The organism is bacterium (assembly GCA_018814885.1).
GTDB lineage: Bacteria > Krumholzibacteriota > Krumholzibacteriia > LZORAL124-64-63 > LZORAL124-64-63 > JAHIYU01.
Genome location: JAHIYU010000121.1, coordinates 1 through 21,053 on the forward strand (window position 1 = coordinate 1; position 21,053 = coordinate 21,053).

Genomic DNA, 21,053 nt, shown 5'->3' on the forward strand with positions numbered 1-21,053 from the left:
CGCGGAAGGCGTCGGCGACGTCCGCCGCACCGGGAACGGAGGCCGGCGGCGGCGGTTCGTCCAGCGTGGCCGGATGGGGCGAGGGATGGGCCGACCAGAGCCGCTTGCCCCGCGCGTCGGCCAGCACCAGGTTGCCGCGGGGGCCGAAGAGCTGGTGCGCGAGGACGTGGCGCGCGCCGTCGGCGCCCGCGAAGGTCAGGTAGACGATGCGATCGTCGGCGGGCGCGGCGATGCACGATAGCACGGCGTCCTTGAGATAGGGCGTGGGGGTGAGTTGTTTCTGGGGCACGCGACCCAGGGCGGCGTCCCAGGTGCGGGGCAAGGTCTCGTTCGCGTCCCAGAGCACGGCGGCCCCGGGCAGGGCCATCAGAAAGAGATGTGCGGGGGAACCGGGGTCCTCCCGCACATCTTGTCGATCATCGACCAGGGTCAACCGCAGCCAGCCGGGTCCGCCGGCCAATCGCACCAGACGACATCCCGCCAGCCTCGCCTGCCATGCGGCGGCCAGCCGGGCCACCAGGTCGGGCGATCGCCAGGGCTGCGGATCGCCTATCACGACCTAGAAGAAGTTCAGATAGGCGCCGGCCTTGAAGTCGGCCGTGTAGTCGCTCAGGCCGATCTCCAGCTCGAAGCCCAGCTCCTTGCCGGATTCCATCCTCTTCTTCAGGCCCGCGATGCCGGTGATGCCGAACTCGCTACCCGAATCGTCGACAACGCCGCTCCAGCCTGCGGGGACTTCCCAGCTCCAGAACGTGAGGCCGGCGCCGCCGCCGGCGTAGGGCGTGAAGCCGCCCATATCGGTGGTCGAGAAGCTGTAGAGCACGGTCCCGAAGACGTAGATGAACGTGAAGTCGTCGCCGAAGCCGGCGTCGACCTTCGGCACCAGCCACAGATCCGGGGACAGCTCGGTCAGGTACATCTGGCCGCCCACGAAGAACTGGTCGGGCGAGGAGCTCAGGCCGGCGCGTACGCCGATGGGGTTGCCGGCGAAGGCGCTGCCGGCGGCGAGCAGGCCGATCAGGGCGACTGGCAGAACGATGCGTTTCATCGGATCCCTCCTGTTGATGAGGCAGGTTATTTGCTGGCAAGGTCAAACGTCGGAACATTCTGCGACTGAAACGATGTGTTCGTCAACCGCATCTTTGGTTGTGGACCGGGGCGCCCTTGCCTACACTTCACCCCGACACGACGGAACCCGTCAACGGAACGGAGTCGAGATGTTCAGCATGACCGGTTTCGGCAGCGGCGAGGCCGCCGCGGGGACGAGCAGGATCACCGTGGAACTGCGCGCGGTCAACCACCGCTTCCTGGACGTGGCGGTGAAGCTGCCGCCCGTCCTGGCGTCCTTCGAGATCGATATACGCAACGTGCTCAAGGCCCGCGTGGCTCGCGGGCGCGTCTCCGTCTTCGCCCAGATCGAGTGCAGCGACGACGACGCGCTGCTGTCGTTGTCGCCGGAGCGCCTGGCGGACGGCGTCGCCACCCTGCGCGGGATGGCCGACGCCTGCGAGCGGGGGGGGGTACCCCGTCCCCCCATCGGGCTGGAACACCTGCTGGCCCTGCCCGGTCTCTTCCAGTCCGAGGCCAGGAGCGAAGACGGCGAGGTCCTGCGCGCGGCCCTGCTCGCGGCCCTGGACGTCGCGGTGAACGGCCTGCAGGAGATGAAGCGCATCGAGGGACAGGAGACCGCCGCCGAGATGAAAACGCGCCTGGTCGCGGTGCGTGACAACCTGGACAAGGTGACCGTCCTGATCCCGGACGCCCAGAACGATATCCTCGCCAAGCTGCAGGAGCGTCTGACCAAGCTGCTCGACGACGCCGTGGAGCCCCAGCGCCTGGTGCAGGAGGCGGCGCTCATCACCGACCGCGGCAACATCAACGAGGAATGCGAACGCCTGGCCAGCCATCTCGACCAGTTCGCCGGCGCGCTGGACGGCGGCGGCCAGGTGGCCAAGCGGCTCAACTTCCTGCTGCAGGAGATGCACCGCGAAGTGAACACCATGGGTTCGAAGACCCAGAATATGGAGATCACCAACGCCGTGATCGCCATGAAGGAGGAGATCGAGTCCATGCGCGAACAGGTCCAGAACCTGGAGTAGGCGATGCTCGTGCTGATTTCCGGCCCCAGCGGCGCCGGCAAGACCACCTTCGTCAAGTCCCTGCTCGCGAGCGATCCGCGCGTGAAGTTCTCCGTGTCCACCACCACGCGTCCGATCCGCCGCGGCGAGACCGAGGGCGTCGACTATCATTTCGTCGACGACGGCAGGTTCGACGCGCTGCTCGCCGCCGACCTCTTCATCGAGTGGGCGGACGTGCACGACCATCGGTACGGCACCCGCCGGGACCACGTGCAGGGGATCATCGACGAGGGGTCGGTCCCGCTGCTGGACCTGGACGTCCAGGGCGGCAAGCAGGTCATCGACATCTACGGCGACGATCTGGTCTCGGTCTTCGTCTTCCCGCCGTCGTGGGAGGTGCTGGAAAGGCGCCTGCGCGACCGCGGCACCGACGGCGAGCAGGTCATCCAGACCCGCCTCGACAACGCCCGCTGGGAAGTGGGCTACGCCGGGTACTACCGCTACTGGATCGTCAACGACGATCTGGACGGGGCCCTGCGCCGCATGCGGGCCATCATCACGGCGGAGAAGTGCCGGCGGGAACGGTTCGCGTCGTCGCCGCTCGCCTAAGCATCCGGCCGGGTACAACGTCTTGAAAACGGGTCGGTTGGAGAATCAACTTGTCGGAATCGATCTCTTGTCATAAGCTATAGGGTCCGGTCGACCGCCGGCGAGGCATGGATGTGCCCGGCGGTTCCCGAAATGTCCGGTGTCCAGGATCCAAACAAAGGTGACCCGATGACCTACGTCCGCCGCAGAGATGTGACCGACAAGATCACCAACAAGTTCGAGGCCATCAAGGTCATGGCCCTCGAGAGCCGTCGCCTGAATGACCGCGCCCGCAGCGTGGGCATCGTGCTGCCGGGCAAGCTGACGTCGATCGCGATCCAGCGCCTGATCAACGGCAAGGTGGAATATTACGACCAGCGCGAGCGCGCCGCCAAACTCCTGGAGGAACAGGGAGAGGAGTAGATCATGTCGCAGGCCAACGTCCTGCTGCTGGTCACCGGAGGCATCGCCGCCTACAAGTCCTGTCACCTGACCCGCCTGCTCGCCCGGGCGGGTTTTTCCGTGCGTGTGGCCATGACGGCCTCGGCGCAGCGTTTCGTGGGGCACGTGACGTTGCGCGCCCTCTCCGGGCATCCGGTGGCCATCGATCTGTGGGGCGAGGGCGAGACCGATCTCCTCGACCACGTGAACCTGGCCCGCTGGGCCGACGTCGCCGTCGTCGCGCCGGCCACAGCCAACCTGCTGGGCAAGGCGGCGGGCGGTATCGCCGACGACATGGTCACGACCCTCCTGCTGGCCTGCGAGGGCGAGCTGGTGCTGGCCCCGGCCATGAACGACGGCATGTGGCGCCATCCCGCCGTGCAGGCAAATCTGGAATTGCTGCGCGAGCGCGGCGCCCATGTGGTGGAGCCCGGTAAGGGTTGGCTGGCCTGCGGCGTCGAGGCCGACGGACGCATGGCCGAGCCGGAGGATATCCTCGACCGCGTCGTCGCCGTGGCCGGCGACCGCCCCGCCCGTCCGTCGGCTCCGGGGGACCCCGCCCGGCCCCTGGCCGGACGCCGCCTGCTGGTGACCGCCGGGCCGACCCGCGAGTCCCTGGACGCCATCCGCTACGTCAGCAACCGGTCCACCGGCGCCATGGGCGTGGCGCTGGCGCGGCAGGCCGCCGGACTGGGCGCCGAGGTGACGCTGATCCACGGCCCGCTGTCGGTGCCCGTCCCCGCCGCGCTGGGACGACGGGTCGCGGTGGAGACCGCCGCCGAGATGGCGGCCGCCGTCGGTGAGCACCTGCCCGGCGCCGATTTGCTGCTCATGAGCGCTGCCGTGGCCGACTTCGCGCCCGCGAGCGTCAGCGACGGCAAGCTCAAGAAGGAATCACTGGGCACCTCCTGGAACGTGCCCATGATGCGCACCGTCGACATCCTGGCCGAGGTCGTCGATCGCGCGGCACATCCCGGCCTGACGGTCGTCGGCTTCGCCCTGGAGACCAAGGACCTGGTCGAACGCGCCCTGGAGAAACTGCGGGCCAAGGACATGGATTTCATCGTGGCCAACGACCCGACAGCCGCGGGCACCTTCGGCGACGGCGTGCACGAGGTCCTGCTGATCGGCCCCGACGGCGTGCTGTGGGAGAGCGGCCGGATGGACAAGCGCGCCCTCGCCCGCGATCTCCTGCTGCAGCTCGCGCCGCGCCTGCGCCCGGTCGGGGGAGAGGCATGAGCGAGGACAGCCTGGACCGTCTCGCGCGCGATCTGCGCACCTATCTGAAGCAGCGACAGGAAACCGGCGTCGAGTGGTACCTGGACGAGGGACCGCCGGACGGCGCGGCACCCGTCGCCGGCGAAGCCGCGACGCCGTCTCGGGAGCCCGCCGCCGCGCCGGCCGCACCCCGACAGCCGCAGCCGACGGAGTTTGAGACGGTCTGCGAACGTTTCGTCCAGGACACCCTCGAGCAGATCCGGCAATACCGGCGGCAGCCCACGCAGCCGCAGGAGCAGGACATGTTCGCCGCGCCAGAAGATGCCCCGGCGGCGTCGACGCCCGAGCAGAAGGCCGGGGCGCTCGAGGCGCTGGCCGCCGCGGTTGCTGCCTGCGAGGCCTGCAAGCTGCACCCGACCCGCACCAACACGGTCTTCGGCGTGGGCAATCCAGACGCGCAGCTGGTGTTCGTGGGCGAGGCGCCGGGCCGCCACGAGGACGAGCAGGGCGAGCCCTTCGTGGGCCGCGCCGGCAAGCTGTTGACCGACATCCTGAACGCCATCGGTTTCGAGCGCGAGGACGTCTACATCTGCAACATCCTCAAATGCCGCCCGCCGCAGAACCGCGATCCCGAGCTGGACGAGGTCCGCGCCTGCGAGCCGAACCTGAAGCAGCAGCTGGAGATCCTGCAGCCCAAGGTCATCTGCTGCCTGGGGCGTCACGCGGCGATGACCCTGCTGGATACCCGCGCCAGCCTGCGCAACCTGCGCGAGGCAGTGCACTTCTACGAGGGCATCCCCGTCGTGGCCACCTACCATCCCGCCGCCTTGCTGCGCAACCCCCACTGGAAGCGCGACACCTGGGATGACGTGCGCAAGCTGCGCGCCCTGCACGACGCCCTCTGCACCGACGGCAGCCGCGCGACCGGAACCCGCGCCGAAGACGCGACATGAGCGGACAGGCCGTGCTGACCTGCCGCGGCCTGGAGATCGCCCCCGGCGGCCGCACCCTGCTTTCCGGCCTCGACATAAACCTGCGTCCCGGCGAGCTGGTGGGCCTGCGCGGCCCCTCGGGCAGCGGCAAGACCTCGCTGCTGCGGGTGGTCTGCGGTCTGGATGATCCCGCCGCCGGCGAGATCGCCCTGCGCGGCACGACGCCCGGCGTGATGGGCTGGCCCCGCTTCCGCCGCCTAGTCTCGCTGGTGGCCCAGGAGCCCCTGCTGCCGGCGGGCACGATCGGCGCGGCCCTGGCTCGTCCCTTCGGTTTTCGCGCCTGCCGCGACGCGGTCTTCGATCCCGCCCGGGCGCGGGCGGCGCTGGCCGAAGTCTTCGTCGATCCGCCCGGACTCGATCGCGACGCCGGCGTGCTCTCGGTGGGGGAGCGCCAGCGGATAGCCCTGGCCCGCGCCCTGCTGCTGGATGCGCAGGTGCTGCTGCTGGACGAACCGACCAGCGCCCTCGATCCGGCGGCCGCGTCGCGCGTCGAGGACGCGGTGAGACGCCGCGCCGCCGCCGCCGGACAGGCGGCCCTGATCGTCTCCCACGATCCGGCCCAGACCGAGCGCTGGTGCGACCGGGTAGTCGATCTCGCGGCCCACGCGGGAGGCCGTCCATGACCGAGACGGCGCCCGTGCTCTCCTGGCTGGATCTGGTCGCCGCGGGCGGATTGCTGCTGCTGGCCGGCGCGGTGAGCCTGGTCCTGCGCCTGGGCCTGGAGAAGCGCCTGCTGGTCGCGGCCCTGCGCACCGTGGTGCAGCTGCTCGCCGTGGGCTACGTGCTGCGCTTCGTCTTCACCGGCGAGAAGGCGCTGGTGGTGGCGGCCATGGCCGCGGTGATGGTGACCGCCGCCGGGCACGCCGCAGTCCAGCGCGCGGGACGCACCTTCGCCGGCGTGCACGCGATGGCCTTCGTGGCGCTGGTGGCCAGCGCCGGCGCGACCATCTGGCTGGTCACCAACGTGGTGATCTGCGCCGAGCCCTGGTGGCGGCCGCGCCTGATGATCCCGCTGCTGGGCATGATCCTGGGCAACGGGCTGACCGGCATCTCCCTCTGCCTCGATACCCTGCTGGAACGCCTGGACGAGCGCCGCGCCGCCGTCGAGGCCGATCTGGCCTGCGGCGCCACCCGCTGGGAGGCCGCGCGCGAACCGCTGCGCGACGCCGTGCGCAAGGGCATGATCCCCATCGTCAACGCCATGACCGTGGCGGGACTGGTCTCGCTGCCCGGCATGATGACCGGCCAGATCCTCGCCGGCGCCGAACCCCTGCAGGCGGTGCGCTACCAGATCGTGGTGATGTTCATGATCGCCGCGGCCACGTCTCTGGGCGCAATCATGGTGGCGCTGCTGGTCTACCGGCGGCTGTTCAACGAGCGGCACCAGCTGCGGCGGGAAATCGTGCGCCGACGCTAACCGGTCTTCCGTACCGTCACCATCGCGAACTCGAACCGCTCGTCGCAACCGGTGATGGGCGGCTCGAACACCGCCCCCGTCAGCCCCGCGTCCGCCAGCGCCGCGACCAGCTCCTCGTCGCGCCAGGCCTGGTGGCACTGGGCGAAGCGCTCCACCTCGCCGGTTCGCGCGTCGATGATCCAGTAGACGGTGATCTCGGCCTGGGCGTCCTCGTCCCAGTGGTGCCGCTGCAGCCAGAAGTGGGGGCCGTCGCAGAGCGGCGACGATTCGTGGAGCTGCCATTCGTTGACGTCTTCGCGGTCGAAGGAATCGTAGGGTTGCACCTCCAGGGCGAACAGGCCGCCGGGCCTGAGCACCGAGGACAGACGCTTCAAAAAACGGCGCGCCACGTCGGTCTGGAACGAGTTGAATTCCCCGAACCAGAAGGTGACCGCGTCCACCGCGCCGAACAGCGCGAGGGCGTCGTCGTCGAGACGCGTGAGGTCCGCGTGGTGGAAGCCGCAGGCGAGGCCTTCCTGCGCGGCGACCGCGCGCGCGTGGTCCAGCGGCGCCGGCGCGAAGTCGAAGCCCACCGTCTCGTGGCCGCGGCGGGCGATCTCGTGGCAGTACAGGCCCGGGCCGCAGCCCACGTCCAGCACGCGCAGGCCGCGTTCGGCGCCCGCCAGGACGCGCAGCCGCTCGCAGAGCCAGCCCACGTGGTGGCCGATCACGTCCAGGGTGCGGCTGGCCATGTGGGTCCGCTGGTCGAGGTGGATGGCGAGCATGCGCTCGCTGAAGGCGGGCTCGTGCCAGGGGATCTTGTCGCCGTCATGCCAGGGCCGAGGCGCAGTCGGATCGTCCTTGATGCGCCGCCAGGCCTCCATGAGTTTTCCACAATCGTTCACCATATCTTCTCCACGTCCCTGCTCGATCGCAGTCGCTTGCCACAACGTTTCTTGCGCGGGATCATGCCTCAGCCGGGGGTGACTTTTCCACCCCTATCCACAGGCCGTCCCGGGCTTATGCAGGGGGTCGTCCACAGATTGATCCACAGGAAAAAGTGGCCGCGGGGCAAGTCGTCTTCCACGTCCGCCCCCGATGTGATACATTCGCCGATCCAGCCCCACATGTCACGCCAGCCAGCGAGGAATGGACGACTTGGAACCCGAACTGAGCCGCGCCCCCGCCCCAGGCCGCATCGCGCCCGGCCACCGCCTGCCGCCCCAGAACCAGGACGCAGAACGCGCGATCCTGGGCGCCGTCATGCTCGACCGCGACGCCCTGGGCATCGCCCTGGAGACCATCGACGACGGGGACTTCTACCGCGTCGAGCACCGGACCATCTTCCAGGTCATGTGCGAGCTCTACGAGAACGACCAGGCCATCGACGGCATCACCGTCGCCGAGGAGCTCGAACGGCGCAACGCCCTGCGCAAGGTCGGTGGCAACGACTACCTGGCGGACATCCTGGCCGGCACCGCGACGGCCGCCAACGTGTCCTACCACGCGCGCATCGTGCGCGACAAGTCGATCCTCAGGCGGCTGATCCACGTCAGTGGGGAGATCGCCGGCGACGCCTTCGAGGCGTCCCAGGAGACCGACACCATCCTCGACAACGCCCAGACCAAGATCTACCACATCGCCGAGAACCGTCAGACCCAGGCCTTCTTCCCGGTCAAGGACGTGGTGCCGGAGACCTTCCGCCGCATCGACGAGGCCTCGCGCAGCAAGGGCGACGTGACGGGGCTCGCCACCGGTTTCACCGAGCTGGACCAGCGCACCGCCGGGCTGCAGAACTCGGACCTGATCGTCCTGGCCGCGCGCCCGTCCATGGGCAAGACGGCGCTCGCCTTGAACATCGCCTACCACGCGGCGGTGAACGAGAAGGTGCCGGTCGCCTTCTTCAGCCTGGAGATGGCCAAGGAGCAGCTCGTGATGCGCCTGATCTGCGCCAGCGGCGGCTTCAACAACCACGACCTGCGCCGCGGACACATCAAGCCCGAGGACTGGCCCAAGCTCACCGAGGCCTGCAGCCGGCTCTCCGACGCGCCCATCTTCATCGACGACTCCAGCGGCATCTCGGTCCTGGAGATGAAGGCCAAGGCGCGGCGCCTGAGGCAACAGCACGACATCGGCCTGATCGTCGTGGACTACATGCAGCTGATGACCGGCACCGCCCGCGCCGAGAACCGCCAGCAGGAGATCTCGGTGATCAGCCGCAACCTGAAGGGCATGGCCAAGGATCTCGACGTGCCGGTTATGGCCCTGAGCCAGCTCTCGCGCGCGGTGGAGAGCCGCGGCGACCACCAGCCGCTGCTGTCGGACCTGCGCGAGTCCGGCTCGATCGAGCAGGACGCGGACGTGGTGCTCTTCCTCTTCCGCGAGGAGTACTACAAGCCGGACGACGACTCGGTGAAGAACCGCGCTACTGTCAATATCGGCAAGCAGCGTAACGGACCCATCGGCAGGTTCGATCTGCACTTCCACAAGGCTTTCACGCGGTTCGGGAATCTGCAGCGGTAGCCACGCCGTGCCCGCGCTGACAAGGCGAAGCGAGGATGCGATGAACTCGTCAGGAATTACCCGCATCGTGGGCGTCCCGATGTTCCCGCTCCCGGACTACTACCTCTTCCCGGGCGCCCTGGTGCCCTTGCACATCTTCGAGCCGCGTTACCGGCAGATGATCTCCGACCTGCTCGACACGGCCGGCCGCCTGGTCGTGGGCACGATCCGCGCCCAGGATGCGCAGACCGCCTACGGCCCTTCGGTCTTCGCCATCGGCGGCCTCGGCGAGATCGTCAGCCATCGCCGCCTCGACGACGGCCGCTACCTGATCTGGCTGCTGGGTCTCGAGCGCGTGCGGCTGAAGGAGATCGACAGCGATCGGCTCTACCGCCGCGTCGACGCCACCGTCTTGCCGGACGAGGTTGGGAACGAGCAGCGCAACGCCGAGCTGGCGCCGCGGCTGCGTGCCGCCATCGAAAAACGCATGCTCCCCGGCATCGAGCTGTCGGCGAGCCTGGGCGCCGGGCTGCTCGCGGACATCCTCCACCAGCACCTGCCCCTCTCGATCGCCCAGAAGGACTGGGTGCTCGCCCAGCGCAACGTCACCCGGCGCGCCGAGGCCGCGCTCGCCTGGCTCGACGGTATCGCCGACGAGGCCGAGGCGTGACCGGAGCTCCCGACAGACCGCCGCGGATCCTGATCACCAACGGCAGCCGCATGTGGGGCGGCACGGAAAATTGCGCCCTGCGCCTGGCCGCCGGCCTGCGGCGGCGCGGCTGCGCGGTGCGCTTCCTGTGGGGCCACGAGGTCGTCGGCGAACGCGTCCGGGCGGCCGGCGTGCCCGGGACGCGGCTGCGTCTGCGGGCCGACGCGGACCTGTCCGGTCTGTGGCGCCTGGTCCGCGAACTGCACGGTCACCGGGCCGAAGCCCTGCTCGCCACCCGCTGGCGCGAATACCTCCTGGGCGGGATCGCCGCCCGGCTGGCGCGCACGCCCCGCATGGTCTGCCAGCTCGGCCTGCAGGTGGCGCCCAAGCCCGACTTCAAGCGCAAGCTCATCTTCCGCCTCGCCGATCGTGTGATCGTCAACGCGGAGGAGATCCGCCAGGGGCTGCGGCGATGCACCTGGATCGAGCCGGACAGGATCTCGGTGGTGCATAACGGCGTCGACCTGGAGCGCTTCCGCGATCCCGCCGGCGGCGCGGCGTTTCGCGCCGGGCTCGATATACCCGCTGCCGCGCCCCTGGTCCTGAACGTCGGCGCCCTGACACCCCAGAAGGATCACGCCATCCTGGTCCGGGCCGCCGCGCGCCTGGTGTCGTCAGTGCCCGATGTCCACGTGGCCGTGGTCGGGGAGGGTTTTCTGCGGGACGAGATCGCGGCGATGATAGCGCAAGCGGGCGTCGGCGACCGTTTCCATCTGGCCGGCTTCCGCAGGGACGTGCGCCCGGCCCTGGCCGCCGCCGATCTCTTCGTGCTCTCCTCGTACAACGAGGGCATGCCGTGGGCGTTGATCGAGGCCATGGCGTCGGGTCTGCCGCTGGTGGCCACCGACATCTCCGGCACGCGGGCCTGCGTGGAAGACGGACTAAACGGCCTGATCGTCCCGGCGCGGGATCCCGGGGCCCTGGCCGACGCCTGCGCCCGCCTGTTGACCGACCGACCGCGGCGCGAGGACATGGCCCGGGCCTCGCGGCGCCTAGCCGTCGAGCGCTTCGACGAGGAACGCATGATCGACGAGACCCTCCACCTCCTCCGCGGATGACGATCGTCATGGACGACCTGCACCTGATCGACCTGGTCCAGGAGAAGCGCGGCTACCGCAGGTTCATCACCAGCTGGCTGCACCGCGGTCCGGACCTGACCTATCTCGTCGACACGGGTCCCGCGTGCACCGCGGACGACCTGCTGCGCGCGCTGCGACGGCTTGGCGTGGCGCGGCTGGACTGGATCCTGCTCACCCACGTCCACCTGGACCACGCCGGCGCCGCGGGGCACGTGGCGGACGCGTTTCCCGAGGCCCGGGTCGTATGCTGGCCCAAGGCCGCGCCGCACCTGGTGGAGCCGTCGCGGCTGTGGGAGGGCTCGTTGCAGGTGCTGGGCGACACCGCCCGCATGTTCGGCGAACCGGCCCCCCTCGACCCCGGGCGCATCCTCCATCCCGACCGGCTGGCGAGCCGAGGCCTCCGCTGGCTGCATACGCCGGGACACGCCCCGCATCACGTCAGCTACGTGCACGGCGACGTCCTCTACGGCGGCGAGGCCGCGGGCATGACCTGCCCGACCCGCAGCGGCGTGCCCTACCTGCGCCCCGCTACGCCGCCGCGCTTCTACCTGGACGTGGCGCTGGACTCGCTGGCGAAGCTGCAGGCCCTCGACCCCCCGCCCGCCCGCTTCGCCTTCGCCCACTACGGTCTGGCCGAGGACACGGCGTCGATCCTGCGGCACGGCCTGGCGCAGCTGACGTCGTGGGTGGCGTCCGTGCGGGATCTCTGCGTCGAGACGGGCGCCGGCGCCTGGTCGCCTGAGTTCCAGGCGCAGGCCATCGCCCGCCTGTCGCAGAACGATCCCCTCTTCGCCCCCTTCGCCGACCTGGAGGACGACCTGCAGGATCGCGAGCGCGAGTACATCCGGAACACGCTGGAGGGAATGCTGGGCCATCTGGCCAGGGAGAGTCAGGCGTGAACGTCCAGCAGGAGGCCGGTCATGCGGTCGGCGGTGCGCAGGACGGAGGAGCCGGCCTGGAAGCCCCGCAGGATCTGCTTGGCCTCGACGACGTCCTTGACCAGATCGACGGGCGCCGTGGCGGAACCGCTCCCGCCCAGGCGCCAGCGCGACACGCGGTCGGCGATGCCGGCCATGCGGTCCTGATGGGCGATCATGCCGGCAAGGGCGGTGTGCAGGGCGGAGATGCTCATGGTAGACCTCACCGCGCTCCTTATCGACAGCCTCGGCGGGAACTTGAGTCTTCTTTTCGATCGCGGGGCATTTCAGCGTACCAGTGTCAATTTTCCCGAGGTCATCCGGCCGTCGGCGCGCAGCCGCACCAGGTAGGCGCCGCTGGCGGCCTGCCGTCCGCCTTCGTCGCGGCCGTCCCAGGTGACGGCGTGGGATCCGGCGCCGTACGTGTCACCCCGGGCCAGCGTGCGCACGCGGCGGCCGTCCGCTGACCAGACGGTCAGGTCGACGGGACCGTCCGCTGCGAGGATGAAGCTGATCTCCGCGCGGGGGTTGCCCGGATTGGGGGCGATCGCCAGGCGGGGCGGCCGCGCGGGCGCGTCGCCCACCGCGACACTGGTGTCCAGACGCAACCAGACGGGATTGGTGTAGGCGCGGTGACCGGCGCCGCCGTCGTCGGTGAGGCATTCGGCGCGCAGGGCGCACCAGCCGGTCGGCAGCATCCCCGCCAGGTCCAGCGCGTCGCCGCCCGCGAGGCCCAGGCCCTGCGCGGCCGGTGCGTAGCTCGCCAGCGCCGTCCTGCCGCCGGGTTCGACCAGCCACAGGGTCACCGCCGAGATCTCCCCGAACTCCGGCAGCGAGGCCCAGCGCAGGTGCAGCACGCCGACGTGGTCGGGGTGGCGTGCGGCGTCGCCGCCCAGGGCGACGTCGCGTTCGCCGTACCAGTCGCCGTCGCCGTCGGCGTCCAGGCCGATCTCCAGGAAGGGTCCGTCGGTCGCCACGGATCGTCCCGCGCGCAACGCCGCCAGCAGGGCCTGCTGCGGCGGGACCTCTCCGGCGGGTGCGCCGGGCGCATACACCACCGTCTGCACCTTGCCCAGCCCGTTGTCCTCGGCGTAGTCGTCCAGGCTCATGTGGCTCGAATAGTTGAAGTCGCCGTGGGCGTCGCTGCCGCCGGAGACGAAGATCTTCCTCGGGGATCCGGACGCCAGGTCGTCCCGCAGCAGGTCGTCCCACAAGGCGACGCCGGCGAGGAGCTCGCCGGGGTAGGGATCGTCGGCGGGGACACCGGCGTCGAAATCGTGCCAGGGGTCGTACTGGTCCGTCGAGTAGACCGTGCGGCGGGTGTTGAAGATCTCCAGGCCCCGAAAGCTCTCGCGCTGGAGCGCGGCGGCGAGGTCCTCATCGCCCCAGAGCGCGCCGTTGACGCCGAAGTCCAGGCCCAGCACCTCGGTGGAGAGGTCGCTGAGGGGATGGGCCGCGTAGGCGAAGCCGCCGCCCGACAGAGCGTCCAGGCCGGCGGTCAGCGAGGGCGACACCGGACGTTCGCCCGGGGCGCCGCTGTCGGGCGAAGGGATGCCGGCGTCGTTGTAGAAGAGGCCGTGCAGCGTCTTCTCCCAGGAATCCCCGTCGACCGACGCGAGGTTGATCTCGACTCCCCGGTAGATCCGGATAGCCTGATCCGAGAGCGCTGCAGCATCCACGCCCAGCGCCGGCCAGGTGCCGCCGTCGGCGACCACGTCGCGGGTGGTGGTGTGGATCCCGCCCTGGTCCTGGAGCGTCCACTCCCACTGGTGGGTGGCGTAGGAGTAGGAGCCGTCGCCGGTCTCGTCCAGGTCGCAGCTGTGGTCGGTGGCGGTGAGCCAGTGCAGCCCCATGGCCAAGGCGGTTTCCCTGACCGCCGGCAGCGGCGCGCCCCACTCGTAGAGGTTGTTGGTGTACATGGTGTGGTAGTGGGTGTCGCCGCCGTACCAGTTCTCGGGCCAGGGGAAGGGGCCGCCGCCCACGTGGACGCGCAGGGTGCGCGACTCGGTGTAGTTGAACCAGTCGTCGCGGTAGTAGACCTGGACCTCGATCTCGATGGCGTCGCCGGCCGCGTGGCCGAGGTTGGCGGGCGTCAGGCGCGTGCCGTCGGGCAGGGACGGATGGCCTTCGGTCACCGTTGTGATCCAGGTCCAGAAGTTGTGCTCGCTGGCGTCGTCGCCGATGGTCTCGTCGCCGAAGTCGTGATCCCAGATCAGGGTCGCGCCGGCGGTGACGTCCCAGGCGCGGATCCAGTGCAGGTCGCGGATGTCGTCCACGTCGCAGTCCTTCAGCACGATCGTCAGCGGGATGGGCGTCTGGGCGTCGACCACGCGCCAGGGGGCGTCCATGATGAAATCCTTGGCGAGCGTGTTCTCGTACTTGTCCGCCGGCCGTGCGGCGTACGGGACGGCTGGCGCGAGGATCGACGCGAGGACGGTGACGGCGATGACGATGCGCATGACGACCTCCGTTGCAGGACCTCGGCATAGTATAACGCAAAACGGGAGCGGCGGGCGCGCCGTCCGCCGCAGGGCCCGGATCCGGGCGGCCGGGGCGATCACGGCGGGCGCAAGGGGAGAAACGAGCCGCACGATGGCACCTCCGCGAAGGGGTGCGGGGTTCGCAGGGGCGGGAACCCGGGAAGAAGTCATCAGTGCGAGACCGCCCGGTCGACGCGGCGTGCAACTTCCCGGGCTCCGTAACGTACTGCGGTGGCCTGCTCTTCCGGCGGGTACGGACACGAGCGACGGGGGTTGCGGAAATGATCCCGAACCATACTGGACGGCGCGACGCACGACGCCGCGACGCCGACGATCCCATCGGTCGTCGCTGACCACGCCAGTTGTGGACACTCCCTGACAGGCCCTATATATTCGGCCGGTCATGACATCCATCCTCATCGGCATCGGCACCTTCTCGCTCAACGCCCTGCAGAACGCAGGTCGCGGCAGCATGCTTTTGCTCGAGATCGTCATGCAGCTGCCGCAGATGTGGCGCATGCGGCGCGAGATAGCCAACCAGATGCACATCGTGGTGGTGGGGTCGATGCCCCTGGTGGTCACCACCTCGATCTTCGTGGGCGCGGTGACCGCCGTGCAGGCCGTCTACCAGATGCAGGCCTACGTGCCAATGAAGTTCCTGGGCACTGTCATCTCCAAATCGGTATTCATCGAGCTCGGCCCGGTGCTGGTGGCGCTGGTGGTGGGCGGCCGGCTCTGCGCCAACTACGCCGCCGAGCTGGGCACCATGAAGGTCACCGAGCAGCTGGACGCCCTGGAGATGCTGGCCATCGACCCCATGCGGCACCTGGCCATGCCGCGCTTCGTGGCCACGTTCTTGATGATGCCGGTGATCACGATCTTCGCCGACGCCATCGCCATCTTCAGCGGCTACCTCATCTCGGTCGGCACCATGGACGTGACCGCCAGCACCTTCAAGGAGGGTCTGCTGGCGTTCTTCGAGATGCGCGACCTGCTCAGCGGCCTGATCAAGGCTTTCTTCTTCGGCGCCATCATCGCCATGTCGGGGCTGTTCTTCGGCCTCAACACGCGCGGCGGCGCGGAGGGCGTGGGCAACGCCACCATGATGGCCGTGGTCGGCAGTTGCGTGAGCGTGCTGGTGGCGGACTACTTCCTGGCCACCATCCTCTTTCAGATCATCTTCGGGGACTGAGCGGACATGGCGCGCCTGAACGACATCGCAATGCCCGACTTCCGCGTCGACGACCCCGCGTCGCGCGAGGGGATCGTGCTGCAGGGCCTGACCAAGACCTTCCAGGAGCGCAAGGTGCTCGACGGACTCGACTTCACCATCGACCGCGGCGAGACGGTGGTGATCATCGGACGCAGCGGCGAGGGCAAGTCGGTCCTGTTGAAGCACATCGTCCGCCTGCTGGAGCCCGAGGAGGGCCGGGTCTGGATCGATGGCGAGGAGATCACGTCCATGCGCAAGCGCAAGCTGTTCGAGGTGCGCAAGCGCTTCGGCATGCTTTTCCAGGGCGCGGCGCTCTTCGACTCGCTGACCATCTGCGAGAACGTGGGGCTGGGCCTGCGGGAACACGGCAACCATTCCGACGAGGAGATCCGCGAACGCGCCTGCAAGTGCCTCGCGCAGGTCGGCCTGAGCCAGGTGGAGGACAAGCTGCCGTCGCAGCTCTCGGGCGGCATGAAGAAGCGGGCGGGACTGGCGCGGGCCATCGCCATGCAGCCCGACTACATTCTCTACGACGAGCCGACCACGGGGCTGGATCCGATCACCTCGGACGCCATCAACGACCTGATCCTGCAGCTGCAGGCCGAGCTCAAGGTGACGTCCATCGTGGTCACGCACGACATGGCCAGCGCCTTCAAGGTGGCCGATCGCATCGCCATGATCTCGACCGGTCGCATCATCTACGCCGCGGGCGTCGACGAGACCCGCGACACGGACCACCCGATGGTCCGCCAGTTCATCGACGGAAGCGCGCAGGGTCCGCTGACTGTCTTCTAGCGGGCCGGGCGCGGCGCAGGGGGAGTTCCCATGGGCAGCAAGAAGGAAGTCCAGGTCGGTATCGCCGTCATCCTGTCCCTGATCATCCTGGTCTGGGGCACGCTCTGGTTCAAGCAGGTGCGCTTCTCGGGCGGGATAGAGCGCTATTTCGTCGAGTTCAACTCCGTGGGCGGCCTGCAGGGCGGCGACAGGGTCCAGGTGCGCGGCATCCGCCTGGGCGCGGTCGAGGACTTCGACATACACGGCGACAAGGTCCGCGTCCGCTTCTACCTGGACGACCTGGCCGACCTGCGCCAGGACGCCAAGATCACACTCACGAGCCAGGGCATCGTGGGCGAGATGCTGCTCGAGATCCTGCCGGGCAAGGGCGAGACCGCACCGGAGGGCTACGTCTTCCAGGGCCGGGCCCTGCAGGATATGAACGCCATGATGGACGAGGGGACCGAGACGCTCGCCGATACCCGCGCGCTCACCCGGGAAGTCACCGAGTTTCTGGCCGAGATACGCGAAGGCGGGCGCCTGTTGGGCGTGATCGACGATACACGCCACGTCATGAACACTTTCGAGCGTGTGACCGGCGACATCGCGCCGGACATCGAGACCCTCGTGGCCGACCTCGACGAGACCGCCAACGCCATACGCATGGCCGTGGCCGGTCCCGACAGCCTGCTCACCGGCGCCCTGCAGGGCGCCGAGGCGTCCCTGGCGCGCGTCGATACCCTGTCGCAGCAGCTCACGCGCGCCACGACCCTGCTGACGGAGGTGCTGCGGCGCCTCGAGGCGGGAGAGGGCAGCGCCGGCCGCCTGCTGCGGGATGATTCCTTGTACGCGCGGGCCGAATCGACCATCGTGGCGGTGCAGGACCTGATCGCCGACATGAAGGCGCGGCCCAAACGCTACTTCCATGTGAGCCTGTTCTAGGATGATACGCCGGCCCGGCCGGACAACGAGGGGACCGAGATGGACGCCAAGACAGCGAACATGATCCAGGCGGTCAAGGACGCCATCATGACCGAGATCAAGGGCCAGCAGCTTTACTCGCATGCCGCGGCCACCACCGAGGATCCCGCCGCCAAGGCCATGTTCACGGCGCTCGCGCGCGACGAGGACGAGCACGTCGCCCTGCTGCAGGCCCAGCACCGCAGCCTCGTCGATGCCGGCCGCATCGACCTCTCCCAGGTGCATCCCGCCGAGGTGGACCACGGCGCCGGGCACGTCATCGACGACAGCTTCCGCAAGTCCATCAAGCGCGGCACCTTCGAGATGGCCGTCATCGGCATCGGCTGCGACCTGGAGAACAAGGCCATCAGCTACTACAAGGAGCAGGCCGGCAAGGCCGAGGATCCCGATCTCAAGCAGCTCTTCACCTGGCTGGCCGAGTGGGAGGTGGGCCACCTGGAGCAGCTGGTGGAACTGGAGAAGATGTTGCAGGACGAGTACTGGGCCGATCAGGGGTTCTCGCCGATGTAGGCGGGCCCGGCCTCGTACCCTGCACACGCCTTTCGCGGGGACGACGGGGCGGCGCTTCTGGGCGCCGCCCCGTCTCGGCTTCCAGGCCCCCCCGGTCTAGAGACCGGGGGGGGGGGGCTTCCAGACGCCTCGCGAAAAGCGTGTGCGGGGTACGTAGCTGGATGCGCACATAGACCCGTGGCAGGCCGGGTGCCTATGAGGCAGGAGACGATCGGAACGGGTTTCGATGATCGATGACAGACCTGACGTTCGACCGATTTGCTAGTGGTCGAGGCTGGTGGTATGATCGTGGGCCTCGCCAACCGTATATGATCGGAGGGATCATGCGCCGCCTCTTGCTGCCCCTGCTCGTCGTCGCGGTCCTCGCGCCGCAGAACGTCCCGGCCGGCGACTACACCGTCGGCGAGACCACCATCACCCGCCTGTCCCCACAGGCGCGCGCGCTGCTGCTCGGCGGCCTGCGCCTGCCCGAGGGCGAGGTCGAGGTCCGCGTCTACGCGTCCGCCGAACCGTTGCCGGCGTTCCTCGACTGGCGGTCCATGCCCGGTGGTTCCTTCGTGAGCGGCGTGCGCTGGCAGGGCCTCTGCGGTTCCTGCTGGGCCTTCTCCGCGCTGGCGGCCTTCGAGTCCGTGGTGATGATCGCCCGTGACGAACCCGGCTCGGACCTGGACCTGTCGGAGCAGTACATACTTTCCTGCAACGCGACGGCCGGGAACTGCACCGGCGGCTGGCTGGAAGGCGCCTTCGAGTTCCTGCGTCTGGCCGGGACGCCGACCGAGGGCTGCTTCGCGTACCTGGGCGACGACACGATACCCTGCCGCGAGAGCTGCCACGCCACGCTCGACCTGGTGGAGAAGGTCGACCAGTGGTGGTTCGTCACCGCCGGCACCGCCGATCCCGCGACCATCAAGACCGCCCTGCAGTATGGCCCGGTGTCCGCCGGCATGGCCATCCACGACAGCTTCATGGGCTACACGGGCGGCGTGTACGACGCCTACGGCAGTCCCGACACGGGGGAGGGCCATACCGTCCTGATCGTGGGCTACGACGACGCCCAGCAGTGCTGGATCGCCAAGAACAGCTGGGGCACCGGCTGGGGCGAGGCGGGCTACTGCCGGGTCGCCTACGACAGCGGGTGCAGCTTCGCGGACTATTCCCTCGCCTGTTCCTACGACCCCGCCTGGGCGCCCTGCGTCACCTGGTCGCCGGCCGAGATAGTCCCCGGCGAACCGGTCACCATCACCTACGACGCGACCGGCCGACCGCTGGCCGGCGCCGGGGGCCTGCTCGCCCACTGGGGGTACGACGGGTGGCAGGGCGTCACCGATACTGCCATGAGCCCCCTGGGCGGGAACATCTGGGAGGTCGTCGTCACGACCCCCGGCTGGGCCGCCTCCCTGGAGTTCGTCTTCACGAACGGGGCCGGCACCTGGGACAACAACGGCGGCGCCGACTGGATCGTGCCGCTCTTCGGTTCGGCTCCCGATTTCGTGATGGACGGGTTGCTCGATCCCGGCGCCACGCTGCTCGCCGCCGGCGACGATCTGCACCTGTGGAGCGCCGTCTCGGGACCGCTCCTCTATCTCGCCGTGCAGGACCTGGCGACGCCGCGCACGCAGGACCTCTTCGCCCTCGTCTCGACCGACACGCTGTCGGCGTGGCCCGCGCCCTGGACCAAGTCCGGGCTGGTGGTCGCCTGGTCCTGGTACCTGGCGGCCGAGGTCGACAACAACTGGTCGGGTTGGTTCGACGCTGCCGAGGTCGTGCAGGACGGCGCCGCCTTCCGACGCGCCAATGGCGAGGTGCTCGAGGGCGTGCTGGACCTGGGCGTTCTGCTGCCGGGCCGCTCCGCCCGCGACGTCTGGCTGGCCGCGGCGGCGTACGAGACGTGGGCCGGCGGCGCCCTGAGGCGGCAGGCTCCGCCTGGCGACGGCGACGGGTCGATCTCGCCGCCGGAAATGGTTTCCGACGTCATCGTGCCGCTGGAACTGCTCCGGCTCGACGCGGCGCGCGATCGCGGGGGTGTGGAGCTGGCCTGGGAGACGGCCGCTCCCGCGTCGGCGTCGGATTTCGTCCTCAGCGCCGCAGCGGGAGATGCGGGCTGGAACCTGACAGTCGAGGCCCTCGACGCGCTGCGGTTCCGCGCGCGCGATCGTTCCTCCGCCGCCTGTGGCGAGGGAGAGGTGGAGTATCGCCTGCACGGACGTCGCGCGGACGGCGGCCTGTTCCTGCTGGCCCGCCGCGCGCTGTCCGCGGCGTCGCCCACCGTCCTGCGCGTGGATCCGGTCCGGCCCAATCCCGCCAATCCCGGCCTGGAGATCTCCTTCACCACGACCGCGCCGGGACGCGTGACCGTGCGGGTGCTGGATGCCCGCGGCCGCCAGGTCGCCACGCTGCTCGACGAGAGCCGCGGCGCCGGCGGGCATACGGCGCGATGGGACGGCGCGACGGACGCCGGCGCGCCTGCGCCCTCGGGCGTGTACTTCGCGCAAGTGCGCAGCGGAGAGACCGTGGAGACGCGCAAGCTGACGCTGGCGCGTTGATGATCCGGATCTACCTCACCAGGTGACCGCCACTCCGCCCAGGAAGGTGGCCAGTTGCGGTTCTGTCTCGGTCAGGTGCTGCAGGTTGGCGTGGTAGCGGTACTCGCAGATCCAGTCGGCGCCGGCGCCCAGGCGCAGGCGCAGCCCGACGCCTGTGTTCCAGCCCAGGAAGTCGTCGTTCCAGTTGTAATAGGCGAGTCCGAACGATAGGTACGGCTTGACGGGGCCGGCCAGCAGGTTCGCGTGGGCGACGCCGCCGGCGTGCCAGACGGGCGATGATCGATCCCGATCGGGCCAGGGCTGGTGAGGCCGGTGGGCGGGGCCGGTCAGGTAGCGGCCCATCTCGACGCCGTACGAGAAGCGATCGCCCCGATCGCCCCGATCGGCCAGCAGGCCGAGCCGCCAAGCGAAGTCCGTGTGGTTTTCGGCGACGCCCAGGTTCTGCGCCCCGCCGGCCAGCAGCGAGAGCGAGCCGATGCGCCCGTCGGCGTCGGGTGCGGACGGTTCGGAGGCCGGCCGGTCCAGGTCCGCACCCGGCACGGCGTAGATCAGCTCCCAGCTAGGGAGGGCCGAGCCGACCCCGGCGCCCAGCAGCCCGCCGCCGGCCGCGCCGGCCAGCATGCCGCCGGCGA

At 69.5% G+C, this 21,053-nt stretch carries 22 protein-coding genes; 16 read left to right on the forward strand and 6 right to left on the reverse strand.

The features are described from left to right. Together KJ554_08205 and KJ554_08210 are read right to left on the reverse strand one after the other, a co-directional pair. Positions 1-466: hypothetical protein (locus KJ554_08205; GenBank protein ID MBU0742311.1), on the reverse strand; the 466-nt coding region annotated here is incomplete at its 3' end. A 93-nt stretch (positions 467-559) separates the two neighbouring features. Further along, positions 560-1,048 carry a hypothetical protein gene (locus tag KJ554_08210; GenBank protein MBU0742312.1) on the reverse strand — a complete coding sequence of 163 codons (489 nt, stop codon included), beginning with the start codon at positions 1,046-1,048 and terminating at the stop codon, positions 560-562. 169 nt (positions 1,049-1,217) lie between these two features. On the opposite strand from KJ554_08210, the gene KJ554_08215 reads away from it, so the two are divergent. The 7 genes from KJ554_08215 to fetB all read left to right on the forward strand — a co-directional run bounded on the left by KJ554_08215 (position 1,218) and on the right by fetB (position 6,734). Further along, positions 1,218-2,099 carry a YicC family protein gene (locus tag KJ554_08215; GenBank protein ID MBU0742313.1) on the forward strand — a complete coding sequence of 294 codons (882 nt, stop codon included), beginning with the start codon at positions 1,218-1,220 and terminating at the stop codon, positions 2,097-2,099. A gap of 3 nt (positions 2,100-2,102) precedes the next feature. Next, positions 2,103-2,687, forward strand: coding sequence for a guanylate kinase (gene gmk / locus KJ554_08220; protein MBU0742314.1), 585 nt, complete (start codon positions 2,103-2,105; stop codon positions 2,685-2,687). 168 nt (positions 2,688-2,855) lie between these two features. Next, positions 2,856-3,089, forward strand: coding sequence for a hypothetical protein (locus KJ554_08225; GenBank protein MBU0742315.1), 234 nt, complete (start codon positions 2,856-2,858; stop codon positions 3,087-3,089). A 3-nt stretch (positions 3,090-3,092) separates the two neighbouring features. After that, on the forward strand, positions 3,093-4,346 hold the full coding sequence (gene coaBC, locus KJ554_08230; protein MBU0742316.1) for a bifunctional phosphopantothenoylcysteine decarboxylase/phosphopantothenate--cysteine ligase CoaBC: 1,254 nt from the start codon (positions 3,093-3,095) through the stop codon (positions 4,344-4,346). 281 nt (positions 4,347-4,627) lie between these two features. Beyond that, complete coding sequence (locus tag KJ554_08235; protein ID MBU0742317.1) at positions 4,628-5,278, forward strand: uracil-DNA glycosylase; 651 nt, start codon at positions 4,628-4,630, stop codon at positions 5,276-5,278. Further along, on the forward strand, positions 5,275-5,940 hold the full coding sequence (locus KJ554_08240) for an ATP-binding cassette domain-containing protein (GenBank protein ID MBU0742318.1): 666 nt from the start codon (positions 5,275-5,277) through the stop codon (positions 5,938-5,940). The genes KJ554_08235 and KJ554_08240 overlap by 4 nt, the downstream gene beginning before the upstream one ends. Next, positions 5,937-6,734, forward strand: a complete 798-nt coding sequence (gene fetB / locus KJ554_08245; GenBank protein ID MBU0742319.1) for an iron export ABC transporter permease subunit FetB — start codon at positions 5,937-5,939, stop codon at positions 6,732-6,734. Before KJ554_08240 ends, fetB begins: the two co-directional genes overlap by 4 nt. Here the strand turns inward: fetB and KJ554_08250 are convergent. After that, positions 6,731-7,618 (reverse strand): class I SAM-dependent methyltransferase, encoded by an 888-nt coding sequence (locus KJ554_08250; protein ID MBU0742320.1) that lies wholly within the window; start codon positions 7,616-7,618, stop codon positions 6,731-6,733. The two genes, fetB and KJ554_08250, sit on opposite strands and share 4 nt — an antisense overlap. Positions 7,619-7,862: 244 nt before the next feature. Here KJ554_08250 and dnaB point away from each other — a divergent pair, with 244 nt between their 5' ends. Genes dnaB through KJ554_08270 form a run of 4 tightly spaced genes read left to right on the forward strand, consistent with a single transcriptional unit; the run spans position 7,863 to position 11,902 of the window. Then, on the forward strand, positions 7,863-9,236 hold the full coding sequence (gene dnaB / locus KJ554_08255; protein MBU0742321.1) for a replicative DNA helicase: 1,374 nt from the start codon (positions 7,863-7,865) through the stop codon (positions 9,234-9,236). A 40-nt stretch (positions 9,237-9,276) separates the two neighbouring features. After that, positions 9,277-9,885 (forward strand): LON peptidase substrate-binding domain-containing protein, encoded by a 609-nt coding sequence (locus KJ554_08260; protein MBU0742322.1) that lies wholly within the window; start codon positions 9,277-9,279, stop codon positions 9,883-9,885. Then, positions 9,882-10,982 (forward strand): glycosyltransferase, encoded by a 1,101-nt coding sequence (locus KJ554_08265; protein MBU0742323.1) that lies wholly within the window; start codon positions 9,882-9,884, stop codon positions 10,980-10,982. Before KJ554_08260 ends, KJ554_08265 begins: the two co-directional genes overlap by 4 nt. 8 nt (positions 10,983-10,990) lie before the next feature. Next, positions 10,991-11,902 carry an MBL fold metallo-hydrolase gene (locus tag KJ554_08270; protein ID MBU0742324.1) on the forward strand — a complete coding sequence of 304 codons (912 nt, stop codon included), beginning with the start codon at positions 10,991-10,993 and terminating at the stop codon, positions 11,900-11,902. On the opposite strand, the gene KJ554_08275 is transcribed toward KJ554_08270, so the two are convergent. Beyond that, positions 11,893-12,129: a flagellar hook protein FlgE gene (locus KJ554_08275; GenBank protein ID MBU0742325.1), complete on the reverse strand. Its 237-nt coding sequence runs from the start codon at positions 12,127-12,129 to the stop codon at positions 11,893-11,895. The two genes, KJ554_08270 and KJ554_08275, sit on opposite strands and share 10 nt — an antisense overlap. Positions 12,130-12,207: 78 nt before the next feature. Beyond that, a complete protein-coding gene (locus KJ554_08280) occupies positions 12,208-14,379 on the reverse strand; it encodes a hypothetical protein (protein MBU0742326.1) in 2,172 nt (723 codons plus the stop codon). Positions 14,380-14,803: 424 nt separating this feature from the next. Between KJ554_08280 and KJ554_08285 the strand changes: the two genes are divergently transcribed. The 5 genes from KJ554_08285 to KJ554_08305 all read left to right on the forward strand — a co-directional run bounded on the left by KJ554_08285 (position 14,804) and on the right by KJ554_08305 (position 20,421). Next, entirely contained in the window at positions 14,804-15,592 is a 789-nt protein-coding gene (locus tag KJ554_08285; protein MBU0742327.1) for an ABC transporter permease, read from the forward strand. Positions 15,593-15,622: 30 nt separating this feature from the next. Continuing rightward, the gene (locus KJ554_08290) at positions 15,623-16,408 is read left to right on the forward strand and encodes an ABC transporter ATP-binding protein (protein MBU0742328.1); all 786 of its coding nucleotides are present in this window, start codon (positions 15,623-15,625) and stop codon (positions 16,406-16,408) included. A gap of 30 nt (positions 16,409-16,438) precedes the next feature. Further along, positions 16,439-17,329 (forward strand): MCE family protein, encoded by an 891-nt coding sequence (locus KJ554_08295; GenBank protein MBU0742329.1) that lies wholly within the window; start codon positions 16,439-16,441, stop codon positions 17,327-17,329. A 39-nt stretch (positions 17,330-17,368) separates the two neighbouring features. After that, on the forward strand, positions 17,369-17,878 hold the full coding sequence (locus tag KJ554_08300) for a ferritin family protein (protein ID MBU0742330.1): 510 nt from the start codon (positions 17,369-17,371) through the stop codon (positions 17,876-17,878). 323 nt (positions 17,879-18,201) lie between these two features. Continuing rightward, positions 18,202-20,421 (forward strand): T9SS type A sorting domain-containing protein, encoded by a 2,220-nt coding sequence (locus tag KJ554_08305; GenBank protein ID MBU0742331.1) that lies wholly within the window; start codon positions 18,202-18,204, stop codon positions 20,419-20,421. Positions 20,422-20,436: 15 nt separating this feature from the next. On the opposite strand, the gene KJ554_08310 is transcribed toward KJ554_08305, so the two are convergent. Beyond that, positions 20,437-21,053, reverse strand: a 617-nt coding sequence (locus tag KJ554_08310; protein ID MBU0742332.1) for a hypothetical protein, incomplete at its 5' end; no start/stop codon positions are given.

What these genes read in the sequence shown, in the direction of transcription:
- KJ554_08210 (MBU0742312.1), bottom strand. Translation starts at nt 1,048, where the DNA reads ATGAAACGCATCGTTCTGCCAGTCGCCCTGATCGGCCTGCTCGCCGCC.
- KJ554_08215 (MBU0742313.1), top strand. Translation starts at nt 1,218, where the DNA reads ATGTTCAGCATGACCGGTTTCGGCAGCGGCGAGGCCGCCGCGGGGACG.
- gmk (MBU0742314.1), top strand. Translation starts at nt 2,103, where the DNA reads ATGCTCGTGCTGATTTCCGGCCCCAGCGGCGCCGGCAAGACCACCTTC.
- KJ554_08225 (MBU0742315.1), top strand. Translation starts at nt 2,856, where the DNA reads ATGACCTACGTCCGCCGCAGAGATGTGACCGACAAGATCACCAACAAG.
- coaBC (MBU0742316.1), top strand. Translation starts at nt 3,093, where the DNA reads ATGTCGCAGGCCAACGTCCTGCTGCTGGTCACCGGAGGCATCGCCGCC.
- KJ554_08235 (MBU0742317.1), top strand. Translation starts at nt 4,628, where the DNA reads ATGTTCGCCGCGCCAGAAGATGCCCCGGCGGCGTCGACGCCCGAGCAG.
- KJ554_08240 (MBU0742318.1), top strand. Translation starts at nt 5,275, where the DNA reads ATGAGCGGACAGGCCGTGCTGACCTGCCGCGGCCTGGAGATCGCCCCC.
- fetB (MBU0742319.1), top strand. Translation starts at nt 5,937, where the DNA reads ATGACCGAGACGGCGCCCGTGCTCTCCTGGCTGGATCTGGTCGCCGCG.
- dnaB (MBU0742321.1), top strand. Translation starts at nt 7,863, where the DNA reads ATGGACGACTTGGAACCCGAACTGAGCCGCGCCCCCGCCCCAGGCCGC.
- KJ554_08260 (MBU0742322.1), top strand. Translation starts at nt 9,277, where the DNA reads ATGAACTCGTCAGGAATTACCCGCATCGTGGGCGTCCCGATGTTCCCG.
- KJ554_08270 (MBU0742324.1), top strand. Translation starts at nt 10,991, where the DNA reads ATGGACGACCTGCACCTGATCGACCTGGTCCAGGAGAAGCGCGGCTAC.
- KJ554_08280 (MBU0742326.1), bottom strand. Translation starts at nt 14,379, where the DNA reads ATGCGCATCGTCATCGCCGTCACCGTCCTCGCGTCGATCCTCGCGCCA.
- KJ554_08285 (MBU0742327.1), top strand. Translation starts at nt 14,804, where the DNA reads ATGACATCCATCCTCATCGGCATCGGCACCTTCTCGCTCAACGCCCTG.
- KJ554_08290 (MBU0742328.1), top strand. Translation starts at nt 15,623, where the DNA reads ATGCCCGACTTCCGCGTCGACGACCCCGCGTCGCGCGAGGGGATCGTG.
- KJ554_08295 (MBU0742329.1), top strand. Translation starts at nt 16,439, where the DNA reads ATGGGCAGCAAGAAGGAAGTCCAGGTCGGTATCGCCGTCATCCTGTCC.
- KJ554_08300 (MBU0742330.1), top strand. Translation starts at nt 17,369, where the DNA reads ATGGACGCCAAGACAGCGAACATGATCCAGGCGGTCAAGGACGCCATC.
- KJ554_08305 (MBU0742331.1), top strand. Translation starts at nt 18,202, where the DNA reads ATGCGCCGCCTCTTGCTGCCCCTGCTCGTCGTCGCGGTCCTCGCGCCG.